The sequence below is a fragment of the Thermomonas alba genome, from assembly GCF_022419205.1.
In the GTDB taxonomy this organism is placed as follows: domain Bacteria; phylum Pseudomonadota; class Gammaproteobacteria; order Xanthomonadales; family Xanthomonadaceae; genus Thermomonas; species Thermomonas alba.
Window position 1 is genome coordinate 378,380 of the sequence record NZ_JAJOZU010000003.1, and the last position, 13,984, is coordinate 392,363.

13 protein-coding genes and 1 riboswitch are annotated in these 13,984 nt (G+C 67.4%); of the genes, 10 read left to right on the forward strand and 3 right to left on the reverse strand.

The window, feature by feature from the left end; all coding sequences use genetic code 11:
- Positions 1-46 precede the first annotated feature (46 nt).
- The 4 genes from ML342_RS06645 (at position 47) to acnB (ending at position 4,016) form a co-directional block, all read left to right on the forward strand.
- Positions 47-682: a GGDEF domain-containing protein gene (locus ML342_RS06645; RefSeq protein WP_240126245.1), complete on the forward strand. Its 636-nt coding sequence runs from the start codon at positions 47-49 to the stop codon at positions 680-682.
- Positions 683-785: 103 nt separating this feature from the next.
- A complete protein-coding gene (locus tag ML342_RS06650; protein ID WP_240126246.1) occupies positions 786-989 on the forward strand; it encodes an AbrB/MazE/SpoVT family DNA-binding domain-containing protein in 204 nt (67 codons plus the stop codon).
- Positions 986-1,384, forward strand: coding sequence for a type II toxin-antitoxin system VapC family toxin (locus ML342_RS06655; protein ID WP_240126247.1), 399 nt, complete (start codon positions 986-988; stop codon positions 1,382-1,384). The genes ML342_RS06650 and ML342_RS06655 overlap by 4 nt, the downstream gene beginning before the upstream one ends.
- A 40-nt stretch (positions 1,385-1,424) precedes the next feature.
- On the forward strand, positions 1,425-4,016 hold the full coding sequence (acnB, locus tag ML342_RS06660) for a bifunctional aconitate hydratase 2/2-methylisocitrate dehydratase (protein ID WP_240126248.1): 2,592 nt from the start codon (positions 1,425-1,427) through the stop codon (positions 4,014-4,016).
- 103 nt (positions 4,017-4,119) lie between these two features.
- Here the strand turns inward: acnB and hflD are convergent, their stop codons facing one another.
- Genes hflD through ML342_RS06675 form a run of 3 tightly spaced genes read right to left on the reverse strand, consistent with a single transcriptional unit; the run spans position 4,120 to position 6,315 of the window.
- Positions 4,120-4,731, reverse strand: a complete 612-nt coding sequence (gene hflD / locus ML342_RS06665; RefSeq protein WP_240126249.1) for a high frequency lysogenization protein HflD — start codon at positions 4,729-4,731, stop codon at positions 4,120-4,122.
- A 7-nt stretch (positions 4,732-4,738) separates the two neighbouring features.
- Positions 4,739-5,848, reverse strand: a complete 1,110-nt coding sequence (gene mnmA / locus ML342_RS06670; protein ID WP_240126250.1) for a tRNA 2-thiouridine(34) synthase MnmA — start codon at positions 5,846-5,848, stop codon at positions 4,739-4,741.
- The gene (locus ML342_RS06675; protein WP_439655169.1) at positions 5,845-6,315 is read right to left on the reverse strand and encodes an NUDIX hydrolase; all 471 of its coding nucleotides are present in this window, start codon (positions 6,313-6,315) and stop codon (positions 5,845-5,847) included. Before ML342_RS06675 ends, mnmA begins: the two co-directional genes overlap by 4 nt.
- A 60-nt stretch (positions 6,316-6,375) precedes the next feature.
- On the opposite strand from ML342_RS06675, the gene clpS reads away from it, so the two are divergent.
- The 6 genes from clpS (at position 6,376) to ML342_RS06705 (ending at position 13,981) form a co-directional block, all read left to right on the forward strand.
- The gene (gene clpS, locus ML342_RS06680) at positions 6,376-6,705 is read left to right on the forward strand and encodes an ATP-dependent Clp protease adapter ClpS (RefSeq protein WP_240126251.1); all 330 of its coding nucleotides are present in this window, start codon (positions 6,376-6,378) and stop codon (positions 6,703-6,705) included.
- 73 nt (positions 6,706-6,778) lie between these two features.
- A complete protein-coding gene (gene clpA, locus ML342_RS06685; RefSeq protein ID WP_240126252.1) occupies positions 6,779-9,058 on the forward strand; it encodes an ATP-dependent Clp protease ATP-binding subunit ClpA in 2,280 nt (759 codons plus the stop codon).
- A 6-nt stretch (positions 9,059-9,064) separates the two neighbouring features.
- Entirely contained in the window at positions 9,065-9,775 is a 711-nt protein-coding gene (locus ML342_RS06690; RefSeq protein ID WP_240126253.1) for a 4'-phosphopantetheinyl transferase family protein, read from the forward strand.
- 17 nt (positions 9,776-9,792) lie between these two features.
- Positions 9,793-10,013: riboswitch (cobalamin riboswitch) on the forward strand.
- 179 nt (positions 10,014-10,192) lie between these two features.
- A complete protein-coding gene (locus ML342_RS06695) occupies positions 10,193-12,586 on the forward strand; it encodes a ribonucleoside-diphosphate reductase subunit alpha (protein ID WP_240126254.1) in 2,394 nt (797 codons plus the stop codon).
- Positions 12,583-13,602 carry a ribonucleotide-diphosphate reductase subunit beta gene (locus ML342_RS06700; RefSeq protein WP_240126255.1) on the forward strand — a complete coding sequence of 340 codons (1,020 nt, stop codon included), beginning with the start codon at positions 12,583-12,585 and terminating at the stop codon, positions 13,600-13,602. The genes ML342_RS06695 and ML342_RS06700 overlap by 4 nt, the downstream gene beginning before the upstream one ends.
- Positions 13,592-13,981: an acyl-CoA thioesterase gene (locus ML342_RS06705; protein WP_240126256.1), complete on the forward strand. Its 390-nt coding sequence runs from the start codon at positions 13,592-13,594 to the stop codon at positions 13,979-13,981. Before ML342_RS06700 ends, ML342_RS06705 begins: the two co-directional genes overlap by 11 nt.
- Positions 13,982-13,984: the final 3 nt, after the last annotated feature.

Here is a 13,984-nt window from a genome sequence, read left to right on the forward strand (position 1 = left end):
GCTTGGCCTTGTGGTGGCATATCTGGCCGGCGCGCGAACGCGGCGCATGCTCGTGCGTCTGGCGCGTGAGCTCGACGCCAGGGCGGCCGAGCAGCGCCGCCAGGGCGAACAGCTGCTGGCCGTACTGCGCGAGCGCGACGAGATGGTTGCCAAGCTCGAAGAGCGCGAGCGCGATTTCGCGCGGCTGGCGGCGGAGGATGCGCTGACCGGGCTTCCCAACGGGCGCGCCTTCGACGAGCAGCTGGCCCTGAGCTTCGCCCGCTCCAAGCGTCACGGACAGCCGTTGAGCCTGGTGCTTCTGGATGTGGATCATCTCAAGCAGATCAATGAAAGCTGGTCGCACGCGGCGGGCGATCGCGTCCTGGTGGAAGTGGCCCGACTACTGCGCTCGGTCTGCCGGCTGTCCGATCTGCCGGCGCGACTGGGGGGCGACACCTTCGCGGTGATCCTGACCGACACGGGGCGCGACGGCGGCTGGCGTCTGTGCGAGCGTCTGCAGCACGCGTTTGCGCGGCATACCGGCTGGGCGCCCGATGGCAACGGGCCGAACTACGTCACTTTCAGCGCCGGGCTGGTGGAGCTGGGCGCGCAGGACGAGGCTCCGGCCCAGTTCTTCCAGCGCTGCGACCGCGCCCTGTACCTGGCCCAGCATGCCGGCGGCGCGCGCACCGGGCTGGGGTGACCCCGTCTACGGCGCCTCCAAGGCGGGCAAAGGGCTGGCAAAGTATGTATTGAAAAGTATGTATAATTCCGGCGTACCGATGCCGTGCGCCAGGAGGTTGCCCGTGGAAGCCATCGTCGCCGAACGCGGACAGATCACCCTGCCCAAGCCCGTGCGCGACGCGCTGGGCCTGACCAAGGGCAGCGTGCTGAAAGTCGAGCTGGACGGCGGCCGCATCGTGCTGAGCAAGCACGTGGACGATGCCATTTCGCGGGTGCGCGGCAGATTTGCCCTGGATGTGCCCGCGGGGCGGGGCGAAAGGGCATGATCGCGGTCGATGCCCCGGTGCTGGTCGAGCTGCTGGCCGACGGCCCGCATGCCGACGCGGTGGAAGCCACCCTGCGCCAGGCGCTGGGCGCCGGCCGGGTGGTGGTCTGCGATGCCGCGCTGGCGCAGCTGGCGGCCAGCCTGCGCAATGGCGCCGAGGCCTTGGGTGCGCTGGAAGAAATGGGCATCCATTACAGCCCGGTCGAGGCCAAATCGGCGCTGCGCGCCGGCGAGATGCAGCGTCGCCAGCGCCAGCGCGGCGAGTCGGCACGCGCGCTCCACGAGTTCCTGGTCGGCGCCCACGCCCTGCTGCAGTGCGATGCGCTGATCACCTTCGATGCCGGATTCCATCGCGATTACTTCAAGGGCCTGAAGCTGATCGTTCCCAAGGACTAAAGGTCCATCCCCTCATACCCCGCACCCAAGGACATTTCCCATGCTGGACGCCTACCGCAAGCACCAGGCCGAGCGCGCCGCTCTCGGCATCCCGCCGCTGCCCCTGAACGCGCAGCAGACCGCCGACCTGATCGAACTGCTGAAGAACCCGCCGCCCGGCGAGGAGGCCTTCCTGCTCGATCTGCTGGTCAACCGTGTGCCGGCGGGCGTGGACGACGCCGCCAAGGTCAAGGCCAGCTATCTGGCCGCGCTGGCCTTTGGTAGCGAGCACAATCCGCTGATTTCGCGCCAGCGCGCGGTGGAACTGCTGGGCACCATGCTCGGCGGTTACAACGTCGCGCCGCTGATCCAACTGCTGGACGATGCCGAGGTGGGCGCCGCTGCGGCCGATGCCCTCAAGCACATCCTGCTGGTGTTCGACGCTTTCCACGATGTGGAGGAGAAGGCCAAGGCCGGCAATCCCAACGCCCGCGCCGTGCTGGAGAGCTGGGCGAATGCCGAATGGTTCACCAGCCGCCCGGAGGTGCCGGAATCGCTCACCATCACCGTGTTCAAGGTCCCGGGCGAGACCAATACCGACGACCTGTCGCCGGCGCCGGACGCCACCACCCGTCCCGACATCCCGCTGCACGCGCTGGCGATGCTGAAGAACAAGCGTCCGGACGCGCCGTTCGAGCCCGAGGAGGACGGCAAGCGCGGCCCGATCGGCGAGATCCTGAAACTGAAGGAGAAGGGTCACCTGGTCGCCTACGTCGGCGACGTGGTGGGCACCGGCTCCAGCCGCAAGTCGGCCACCAACAGCGTGCTGTGGTGGACCGGTCAGGACATTCCCTATATCCCCAACAAGCGCTATGGCGGGGTGTGCCTGGGCGGCAAGATCGCGCCGATCTTCTACAACACCATGGAAGACGCGGGTGCGCTGCCGATCGAGCTCGACGTGTCGAAGATGGAGCACGGCGACGTGATCGAGCTGCGCCCCTACGAGGGCAAGGCGCTGAAGAACGGCGAGGTGATCGCCACCTTCGCCCTGAAGTCCGAAGTGCTGCTGGATGAGGTGCGCGCTGGGGGCCGCATTCCGCTGATCATCGGCCGCGGCCTGACGGCCAAGGCGCGCGAGGCCCTGGGTCTGCCCCCGGCCACGCTGTTCCGGTTGCCCAAGGCGCCCGCCGACACCGGCAAGGGCTACACTCTCGCCCAGAAGATCGTGGGCCGTGCCTGCGGCCTGCCGGAAGGCAAAGGTATCCGCCCTGGGACGTATTGCGAGCCGAAGATGACCTCGGTGGGCAGCCAGGACACCACCGGCCCGATGACCCGCGACGAGCTCAAAGATCTGGCCTGCCTCGGCTTCAGCGCCGATCTGGTGATGCAGAGCTTCTGCCACACCGCCGCCTACCCGAAGCCGGTGGACGTGAAGACCCACCACACCCTGCCGGAGTTCATTTCCACCCGTGGCGGCGTCTCGCTGCGCCCGGGCGACGGCATCATCCACAGCTGGCTCAACCGCATGCTGCTGCCCGACACCGTGGGCACCGGCGGCGACTCGCACACCCGCTTCCCGATCGGCATCTCGTTCCCGGCCGGTTCCGGCCTGGTCGCGTTCGCCGCCGCCACCGGCGTGATGCCGCTGGACATGCCGGAATCGGTGCTGGTGCGCTTCAAGGGCAAGCTGCAGCCGGGCGTCACCCTGCGTGACCTGGTGCACGCGATCCCGCTGTACGCCATCAAGCAGGGCCTGCTGACGGTCGCCAAGCAGGGCAAGAAGAACATCTTCTCCGGCCGCATCCTGGAGATCGAAGGTCTGCCTGATCTCAAGGTGGAGCAGGCGTTCGAGCTGGCGGATGCCTCCGCCGAACGGTCCGCCGCCGCCTGCACCGTGCGCCTGAACAAAGAGCCGATCATCGAGTATCTGACCAGCAACATCACCCTGCTCAAGTGGATGATCGCGCAGGGCTACCAGGACGCCCGCACCCTGCAGCGCCGCATCCGCAGGATGGAGGAATGGCTGGCCAATCCGCAGCTTCTGGAGCCGGATGCCGATGCCGAGTACGCCGCGGTGATCGAGATCGACATGGACGAGATCGTCGAGCCGATCGTGTGCTGCCCGAACGACCCGGACGATGCCAAGACCCTGTCCGAGGTCGCCGGCGCCAAGATCGACGAGGTGTTCATCGGCTCGTGCATGACCAACATCGGCCATTTCCGCGCCGCGGCCAAGCTGCTGGAAGGTAAGCGCGACCTGCCGACGCGCCTGTGGATCGCGCCACCGACCAAGATGGACGCCGCCGAGCTGACCAACGAAGGCCACTACGGTACCTTCGGAGTGGCTGGAGCGCGCATGGAGATGCCGGGCTGCTCGCTGTGCATGGGCAATCAGGCGCAGATCCGCGAGGGCAGCACCGCGATGTCCACCAGCACCCGCAACTTCCCCAACCGCCTGGGTCGCAACACCAACGTGTACCTGGGCTCGGCGGAGCTGGCGGCGATCTGCGCGCGCCTGGGTCGCATCCCGACCCGCGAGGAGTACCTGGCCGACATCGGCGTGGTCAACGCCAACGGTGATGCGATCTACCGTTACATGAACTTCGACCAGATCGAGGAGTATCGGCAGGTGGCGGATGCCGTCGCCGTCTGACCGTCCCCGGTCACGGCGAAATCCAAGCGCCCGGCAGCGATGCCGGGCGTTTTCGTACCACGCAGCGGCGTCGCCGCGCCGGCCAGGCGTCGCGACGGGCGTTTCAGCCCAGGAGTGCGTCCAGCGCGGCCGCCATCTGGCGGCGGGCGAACACGAAATCCCACAGGCTGCCGCCGAGCTGGCGCCACAGCACGGCGGCGCGCAGTGCGGCCAGCAGCAGCGCGCGGATCTCGGCCACCACCCCGGCCTGGCCGAGGTAGTGCGGATTGCCCTGCACCATCACCCGCGGGCGCAGCGTGCTCAGGGTTTCGGCGTACAGGCGAGCGAGATCGGTGATCACGTCTGGGTGCGCGCTGCCGAGGGAGTCCGCGCGCGGCGCGATCCGGCGCAGCCCGGCCTGCACCTTGTTCGTGATCGCCGTGTTGCGGATGAAGCGGCGCTCCAGCTGCAGCACGGCCAGCACCAGCCGGCCCAGCGCTTCGTCCTTGCTGCCATCGGCCAGGTAGTCGCGCAGCTGGCGCAGGCCGATGCGCAGCTCGCGTGCGCTGCCGAACACGCTCTCGGTGTCGGGGGCGTCGATCCGGAATACGCTGTCCAATGCGGTCTGTACCTGCACGTGATCGGACTGCCCGGTGTCGGCGATCCGGCGCACCTGCGTCAGCGCCTGCAGCAGTCCGGCCAGGGCCAGCACACGGTCTTGGTAGGGATGGGTCATGCGGTTTTCACGGCTTCGGGTCGGGAACGGGGGCGTCGGTGGTGGCGATCACCGCGCCGCCCAGGCATATCTCCCCATCGTAGAGCACTACCGACTGTCCGGGCGTGACCGCACGCTGCGGGCGTTCGAAGCGCACCGACAGGCTGCCGTCGTCGCGGACCTCGACCTCGCAGGGCTCGTCCGGCTGGCGGTAGCGGGTCTGCGCGGTGCAGGAGAAACGTGTAGCGGGTGGATTGCCGGCGATCCAGTGCGCCTCTTCGCTGCGCAGCATGCGCGACTGCAGCCACGGGCTATCGTGGCCTTGATCGACGTACAGGATGTTGCGCGCCACGTCCTTGGCTACCACGAACCATGGCGCCTGCGGACGCCCGCGCACGCCGCCGATCGCCAGCCCTTCACGCTGGCCGAGGGTGAAATAGAACACTCCGGGATGGGTGCCGATCCGGAAACCGTCGGGGGTGCGCAGCTCGCCTTCCTGCGCCGGCAGGTATTGCGCGAGGAAACGGCGGAAATCGCGTTCGCCGATGAAGCAGATGCCGGTGGAATCCTTTTTGCGGGCGGTGGGCAGGCCATGTTCGGTCGCCAGCGCGCGCACGGCCTGTTTGTGCAGCCCGCCCAGCGGGAAGCGGGTGGCCGCCAGCTGCGCCTGCCCCAGCTGGTGCAGGAAATAGCTCTGGTCCTTGCTGCGATCCAGCGCGCGCAGCAGCAGGAAGGTATCGCCCTGGCGCTGTACCCGCGCGTAGTGGCCGGTGGCGATGGCCTCGGCGCCGAGCTCGCGTGCGGCGTCGAGGAAATGCTTGAACTTGATCTCGCGGTTGCACAGCACGTCCGGGTTTGGCGTGCGCCCGGCCGCGTATTCCGCGAGGAAATGCTGGAATACGCCGTCCCAATATTCCTTCGAAAAATCGCGGAAGCGGATCGGAATGCCAAGCCGCCCGCAGACTGCCACCGCGTCGCGGCGATCCTCTTCGGCCCGGCACTCGCCGCTGCCGTCATCGGCCCAGTTCTGCATGAACAGCCCGATGACCTCATGCCCGGCATCGCGCAGCAGCAGGGCGGCCACGGAGGAATCCACCCCGCCGGACATGCCGACGACGATCCGCCCGGATGCGCTCATGCCAGGTGCCGGGCCAGTGCCAGCGGGTAGCGGCTGCCGCCGAGGTAGTCGGCCACCGCGCGCCAGACCAAGGGGCTGCGATGGCGCGCGGCTTCGGCCTGGAGCGTGGCCGGGGTCAGCCACAGTGCGCGCACGATGCCCTCATCCAGCGTGGCGCCGGGGATCTCCTCCTCGGGCTCGGCGGCGAACGCGAAGCGCAGGTAGTGGCGTCCGCTCTCGGGCGCGCGCCACTGGTAGGTGCCGATCAGATGGGTCAGGCGGACCTTCCAGCCGGTTTCCTCGCGGGTCTCGCGCAGGGCGGCCTCTTGCAGGCTCTCGTTCGGCTCCAGGTGGCCGGCCGGCTGGTTCAGCACCAGGCGGCCGTCGGCATGCTCCTCCACGCACAGCAGCAGGCCGTCACGCACCACCACCGTGGCGACGGTGACGTCGGGCTGCCAGGGGGTCTTGGATGAATGCAAATGGGACATGCGGGCATTGTCCGCCTGCGCGCCGGCTCCGTCCATCGGCCGGCTTCGTATAATCACGGCATGGCAACGCAGCCCGACAAACCGCAACAGCAGCCCGATCACGGCGTCGCGGTGGCGCCGGCGCGCCCGGAGGCGACCCGGCCGCCGCTGTACACGGTGCTCTTGCTGAACGACGACTACACCCCGATGGATTTCGTGGTCGACGTGCTGATGCAGTTTTTCGGCATGTCCCTGGAGAAGGCGACCCAGGTGATGCTGCACGTGCATACCCGTGGGCGCGGCGTGTGCGGGGTCTATACCCGCGAGATCGCCGAGACCAAGGTCGCTCAAGTAAACGACTACGCGCGGCTGAACCAGCACCCGCTGTTGTGCACGATGGAACGCAGCTAGCCCGCCCGGGGACTTGTGCCGACGGGGATTGCGCCTTACATAGGAAGCAAGCTTCTCCCCCAAGGGCGTTCCCATGTTCAGCAAGGATCTCGAGCAAACCATCGGCCAGTGCTACAAGCGCGCCCGCGAAGCGCGCCATGAGTTCATGACGGTGGAACACCTGCTGCTGGCGCTGCTGGACAATCCCTCGGCCGAAGCGGTGCTGCATGCGGTGGGTGCCGATATTCCGCGCCTGCGCGACGAGCTCGAAAATGCGATCGAAGTCTCGGTCAACCGGCTGCCCGAGGATGACGGCCGCGACACCCAGCCCACGCTGGGGTTCCAGCGCGTGCTGCAGCGCGCGGTGTACCACGTGCAAGCTTCGGGCAAGAAGGAAGTCACTGGTGCCAACGTGCTGGTGGCGATCTTCGGCGAGAAAGACTCGCACGCGGTGTATTTTCTCAATCAGCAGGACGTGCACCGGCTGGACGTGGTGAACTACATCTCGCATGGCATCACCCGCCGGGAAGCAGAGCCTTCCCCGGCGCCGCCGGAGGCGGAAGGCAAGGCGGAGGGCGGCGATGCCGACACCCGCGCCGATCCGCTGGCCGAGTTCACCACCAATCTCAACGCGCTGGCGGCCGAGGGCAAGATCGATCCCCTGGTGGGCCGCGCCGATGAGATCGAGCGCACCATCCAGGTATTGTGCCGCCGCCGCAAGAACAACCCGCTGTACGTCGGCGAGTCGGGCGTGGGCAAGACCGCGTTGGCGGAAGGGCTGGCCAAGCGGATCGTGGACGGCCAGGTGCCCGAGGTGCTGTCCGAGGCGGTGATCTATTCGCTCGATCTCGGCGCGCTGGTCGCCGGTACCAAATACCGCGGGGATTTCGAGAAGCGGTTGAAAGGCGTGCTGGCGGCATTGAAGAAGCAGCCGAACGCGATTTTGTTCATCGACGAGATCCACACCATCATCGGCGCCGGCTCGGCCAGTGGCGGCACCATGGATGCCTCCAACCTGATCAAGCCGGCGCTGGCCAATGGCGAGCTGCGCTGCATCGGCTCCACCACCTTCCAGGAATACCGCGGCGTGTTCGAGAAAGACCGCGCGCTGGCGCGGCGTTTCCAGAAGATCGACATCGTCGAGCCGACGGTGGGCGAGGCGGTGGAGATCCTGCGCGGCCTGAAGGCCAAGTACGAGGCTCACCACGAGGTGGCCTATGCCGATGAGGCCATCCGTGCCGCGGTGGACCTGTCGGTCAAGCACATCGGCGACCGTCTGTTGCCGGACAAGGCGATCGACGTGATCGATGAGGCCGGCGCGCGTCAGCGCCTGCAGCCGCCGGAGATGCGCAAGCACGTGATCGACGTGGAGGAGATCGAGGCCATCGTCGCGCGCATGGCGCGCATCCCGGCCAAGCAGGTCAGTGCCTCCGACAAGGACGTGCTGCAGCACCTGGAGCGCAACCTGAAGATGGTCATCTTCGGCCAGGACCCGGCGATCGAGACGCTGGCCAGCGCGATCAAGCTGGCGCGTTCGGGCCTGGGCAATCCGGACAAGCCAATCGGCAGCTTCCTGTTCGCCGGCCCCACCGGTGTGGGCAAGACCGAGGTGACGCGTCAGCTGGCGATGCAGCTCGGCATCGAGCTGATCCGCTTCGACATGAGCGAATACATGGAGCCGCATTCGGTCAGCCGTCTGATCGGCGCGCCTCCCGGCTATGTCGGTTTCGACCAGGGTGGTCTGTTGACCGAAAAGATCGTCAAGACGCCGCACTGCGTACTGCTGCTGGACGAGATCGAGAAGGCCCATCCGGACATCTTCAACATCCTGCTGCAGGTGATGGACCGCGGCGTGCTGACGGATACCAACGGACGCGAGGCGAACTTCCGCAACGTCATTCTGGTCATGACCACCAATGCCGGCGCGACCCAGGCGGCGCGGCGCAGCATCGGCTTCACCCGCCAGGATCACAGCTCGGATGCGATGGAGATCATTCGGCGCAGCTTCAGTCCGGAGTTCCGCAACCGCCTGGATGCGATCGTGCAGTTCCAGCCGCTGGGCTTCGAGCACATCCTGCGAGTGGTGGACAAGTTCCTGATCGAGCTCGAAACCCAGCTGCACGAGAAGAAAGTCGCGCTGTCGGCCACTACGGCGGCACGCGAATGGCTGGGCCAGCAGGGCTTCGACCCGCTGATGGGCGCCCGCCCGATGGCGCGCCTGATCCAGGACAAGATCAAGCGCCCGTTGGCGGACGAACTGCTGTTCGGCAAGCTGGTCGATGGTGGCCGGGTCAATCTGGACGTGATCGATGGCGAGCTGGTGCTGGACGTGCAGGCCGAGCCGGAGAAACTGCTGCCGGCCGTGCTGGCCTGAGCCTGGATGCTGGCGGCGCAGGTCGAGCTGCGGAAGATCGACGACCTGGCCGCCGAGGCGCGGGCGCAGGGGCTTGCGTGGCTGACCCCCGCCGAGCGGGAGCGCTTGCGGACGATCACCGCACCCGCGCGGCAGGAAGCCTTTCTCGCGGGGCACTGGCAGGCCCGCAAGCGCGCCGCACAGCGGCTGGGGCTTGCGCTGCATTCCATCGCGTGGGCGGTGCAGGCCCGCGGCCGCCCGCAGCTACAGGTCGCAGGCGAGGCGCTGCCGCTGCATGTATCCATCAGCCACAGCGATGGCTGGCTGGCGGTTGCCGTGGCCGATGTGCCGGTGGGGATCGATCTGGAACTGCCGCGGCGCCCGCGCGACTGGCGCAAACTGGCGGCGTTCGTCCTCACCGCGGAGGAGGGTGGCGATCTCGAGGCGCGCGCAGAGCGCGCGCAGGCGGCGTTGTTCCGGCGCCTGTGGGCGCTGAAAGAAGCCCATGCCAAGCGCAGCGGGCAGGGGCTTGGCGTGCGCGCGGCGCGTGAGCGCTGCGCGCGGCCGACGACGGCGGCGTCGGCCGAGGCCTGGACCTGGGACGTGGGCGAGGGGGCGCTGGCCCTGGCGGGCGTCCCGGGATTGCAGGTGCAATGGCTGGCATGGGACTGGCCGTCCCCGCCGGCCGGCCTGGCGTGCTGGCGCTATGCCGATGCCAATCCCCGCAGACGGGATTGACCAGGCAATGCCTGCCACAATATCTTGTGGTCGTCGGTTCCTGTGGCTACAAGCTACAGGATGAAAAGGGAAGCCGGTCCACGTGCGCAGGCACGGAATCCGGCGCTGCCCCGCAGCGGTAGGTGGAGACGAGGTCGCGGCGACCACTGGGACGGCGGTTCCGGGAAGGTGCGACCGAGGTGACGGCCAGCCCGTCGCATCCACGAGCCCGAAGACCTGCCGACAGCCGCGCGAAGCACGCCGCGCGGTGCCGGCCGCGGAATCTCCGGGGGGAGATGGCCGGTGCAGCAGGGTCTGCCCGCGCCTTCCGCGCGGGTCGCAGGCCGTGCGACACCGCGCCGTCAATCTGGGGCTTCCGATGCCATCCGTGCCTGCGAGGGACAGGTCCGGGTTCGTGCATCACGCATGGAGATCCCAATGATGTCTGCATCCGATGCCGCGTTGGCCAGCGCGCCCGACGTGCCCGCGTTCGACCTCACACCGCCGCCCACCGCCACCAGCATGTGCGTGACCAAGCGCAACGGCACCCGCGAGGCGGTGGACTTGAACAAGATCGTGCGCGCCATCACCCGCGCCGCCGATGGCCTGCATGCGGTGGATCCGATGCGGGTCGCGACTCGCACCATTTCCGGCCTGTATGACGGCGCGACGACCCAGGAGCTGGACGAGCTGTCCATTCGCACCGCCGCGCTGCTGACCGGCGAGGAGCCCGAATATGGTCGTCTGGCTGCGCGCTTGCTGGCCGGAGTGATCGCCAAGGAAGTGGCGGGGCAGGAGATCCACGCCTTCTCGCAGTCGGTACAGCGCGGCTTCGATCTCGGCCTGATCAACGAGCGCCTGCTGGCTTTCGTGCAGGCCAATGCGCGCAAGCTCAATGACGCCATCGATGCCTCGCTCGATCGCGAGTTCGAATACTTCGGCCTGCGCACCCTGTACGACCGCTACCTGCTGCGTCATCCGCACACCCGCAAGGTGATCGAGACGCCGCAGCAGTTCTTCATGCGCATCGCCTGCGCGCTGAGCCAGGACGTGGGCGAGGCCCTGACGCTGTATCGCGGCATGGCGCGTCTGGATTACCTGCCGTCCTCGCCCACCCTGTTCAATGCCGGCACCCGGCACGAGCAGCTGTCCTCCTGCTTCCTGCTGGATTCACCGCAGGACACGCTGGAGTCGATCTACCAGCGCTACGGCCAGATCGCGCAGCTGTCCAAGTTCAGCGGCGGCATCGGCGTGAGCTGGTCGCGGGTGCGCGCGCGCGGCGCGCTGATCCGCTCCACCAACGGCTTCAGCAACGGCATCGTGCCGTGGCTGAAGACACTGGATGCCTCGGTGGCCGCGGTCAACCAGGGTGGTAAGCGCAAGGGCGCGGCCTGCGTGTATCTGGAAACCTGGCATGCCGACATCGAGGATTTCCTGGAACTGCGCGACAACACTGGGGACGAGGCGCGGCGCACGCACAACCTCAATCTCGCCAACTGGGTGCCGGATCTGTTCATGCGCCGAGTCGAGGCCGATCAGCCGTGGTCGCTGTTCGATCCGGCGCAGGTGCCGGAGCTGGTGGACCTGTACGGCGACGACTTCGAGCGCGCCTATGTGCAGGCCGAGCAGCAGGGCAAGGCGGTGCGCCAGCTTCCGGCGCGCAAGCTGTATGCGCGGATGATGCGCACCCTGGCCGAGACCGGCAACGGCTGGATGACCTTCAAGGACAAGTGCAACCGCGCCTGCAACCAGACCGCGCGCCCGGAAAACGTGGTGCACCTGTCCAATCTGTGCACCGAAATCCTGGAGGTCACCTCCGATGCGGAAACCGCGGTGTGCAATCTCGGTTCGATCAATCTGGCGCGGCATTTCGATGCCGAGGGCCAGTTCGATTTCGAGAAGCTGGCCGAGACCGTACGCATGGCGGTGCGCCAGCTCGACCGCGTGATCGACCTGAATTTCTATCCGATCGAACCAGCCCGTCGCGGCAACCTGCGCTGGCGGCCGGTGGGGCTTGGCTGCATGGGCCTGCAGGACGTGTTCTTCCGCCTGCGCCTGCCGTTCGACAGCGAGCCGGCCCGCGCGCTCTCGCGCAGGATCGCCGAGGACATCTATTTCCATGCGCTGGAGACCTCGTGCGCGTTGGCGCAGGAGCTGGGCGCGCATCCGGCGTTCGCCGACACCCGCGCCGCCCGCGGCGAGCTGCAGTTCGACGCCTGGGGAGTGCGCCCGGAAAACCAGGCGCGCTGGGACGCGCTGCGCGAGCGCATCCAGGCGCACGGCCTGCGCAACTCGTTGCTGGTGGCGATCGCGCCGACTGCGACCATCGCTTCGATCGCCGGCTGCTATGAGTGCGTCGAACCGCAGGTGTCCAACCTGTTCAAGCGCGAGACGCTCTCCGGCGATTTCCTGCAGGTCAACCGCTATCTGGTCGAAGAGCTCAAGCGGCTCGGGCTGTGGACGCCGGAGATGCGCGATGCGATCAAGCTGGCCGAAGGGTCGATCCAGGGCATCCCCCAGATTCCGGACGTGCTGCGCCAGATCTACCGCACCGCGTGGGAGCTGCCGATGCGCAGCCTGATCGACATGGCCGCCGAGCGCGGCGCCTTCATCGACCAGTCCGCCTCGCTCAATCTGTTCATGGAAAGCCCGACCATCGGCGCGCTGTCGTCGATGTACATGTACGCCTGGAAGAAGGGCCTGAAGACCACCTACTACCTGCGTTCGCGGCCGGCCACCCGGATCGCCAAGACCACCGTCGGCGCCTACACCCCGGCGCAGGCGGTGGCCTGCTCGCTGGAAAACCCGGAAAGCTGCGAGGCCTGCCAATGAACATCGACCGTCCCGCCATGCTGCTCGATCCCGGCTTCGACCTGACCCTACGGCCGATGCGCTACCCGCAGTTCTACGAGATGTACCGCAATGCGATCCGCAACACCTGGACGGTCGAGGAGATCAACTTCGAGATCGATCTGAACGACCTGCGGCACAAGATGATGCTGGCCGACCGTCACCTGATCCACCGGCTGGTGGCCTTCTTCGCCACCGGGGATTCGATCGTGTCCAACAATCTGGTGCTGAACCTGTACCGCCACCTCAACGCACCGGAAGCGCGCATGTACCTGTCGCGCCAGCTGTACGAGGAGGCGCTGCACGTGCAGTTCTACCTGACCCTGCTGGACAACTACCTGCCGGATCCGGAGGAGCGCTTCCGCGCGTTCGCGGCGGTGGAGAACATCGCTTCGATCCGCAAGAAGGCCGAGTTCTGCTTCAAGTGGATCGACTCGATCCATGACCTCGACCGCATCCAGACGCGCGCGCAGCGCCGCCAGTTCCTGCTCAACCAGATCTGCTTCGCCGCCTGCATCGAAGGGCTGTTCTTCTTCGCGGCGTTTGCCTATGTGTATTACCTGCGTTCGCGCGGGTTGCTTCCGGGGCTGGCGTCGGGCACCAACTGGGTGTTCCGCGACGAGAGCTGCCACATGCAGTTTGCGTTCGAATGCGTGCGCACCATCCGGGCCGAGGAACCGGAGTTGTTCGATGCGGAGATGGAGCAGCAGGTACGCGCGATGCTGGGCGAAGCCATCGAATGCGAGATGCAGTTCGCCGAGGACGTGCTCTCCGGCGGCGTAGCGGGCATCTCCACCCGCGACATGCGGCAATACCTGCAGCACTGCGCGGACGCCCACTTCGACAAGCTGGGCATGCCCCGCCAGTACCACGTGCGCAACCCGCTGCCGTTCATGGAGCTGCAGGACGTGCAGGAGCTGACCAACTTCTTCGAGCGGCGGGTGTCCGCCTACCAGGTCGGGGTGCAGGGCGAGGTGGCCTTCGACCATGCCTTCTGACCACCAGCCGGTGCACGCGCGTCTGCAGGAAATCGTATTCCCTGATCACACCAATCACCTCGGCACGCTGTTCGGCGGGCAGGCGCTGGCGTGGATGGACAAGGCGGCGTTCATCGCCGCCTCACGCCATGCGCGGCGCACGGTCGTGACCGCGCGCTCGGAACAGGTGGATTTTCGCCGTCCGATCCGGCAGGGACAGCTGGTGGAAGTGGAGGCGCGGATCATCAGTGTCGGCACCAGCGCAATGCAGGTCGATGTCGAACTGCATGCAGAGGATCTGCTCGGCGGCGAGCGCGTGCTGTGCACGCGCGGGCGTTTCACCATGGTCGCGCTGGACGCGCAGGGACGGCCGACCGCGGTGCCGCCGCTGCGGCAGTAGCGC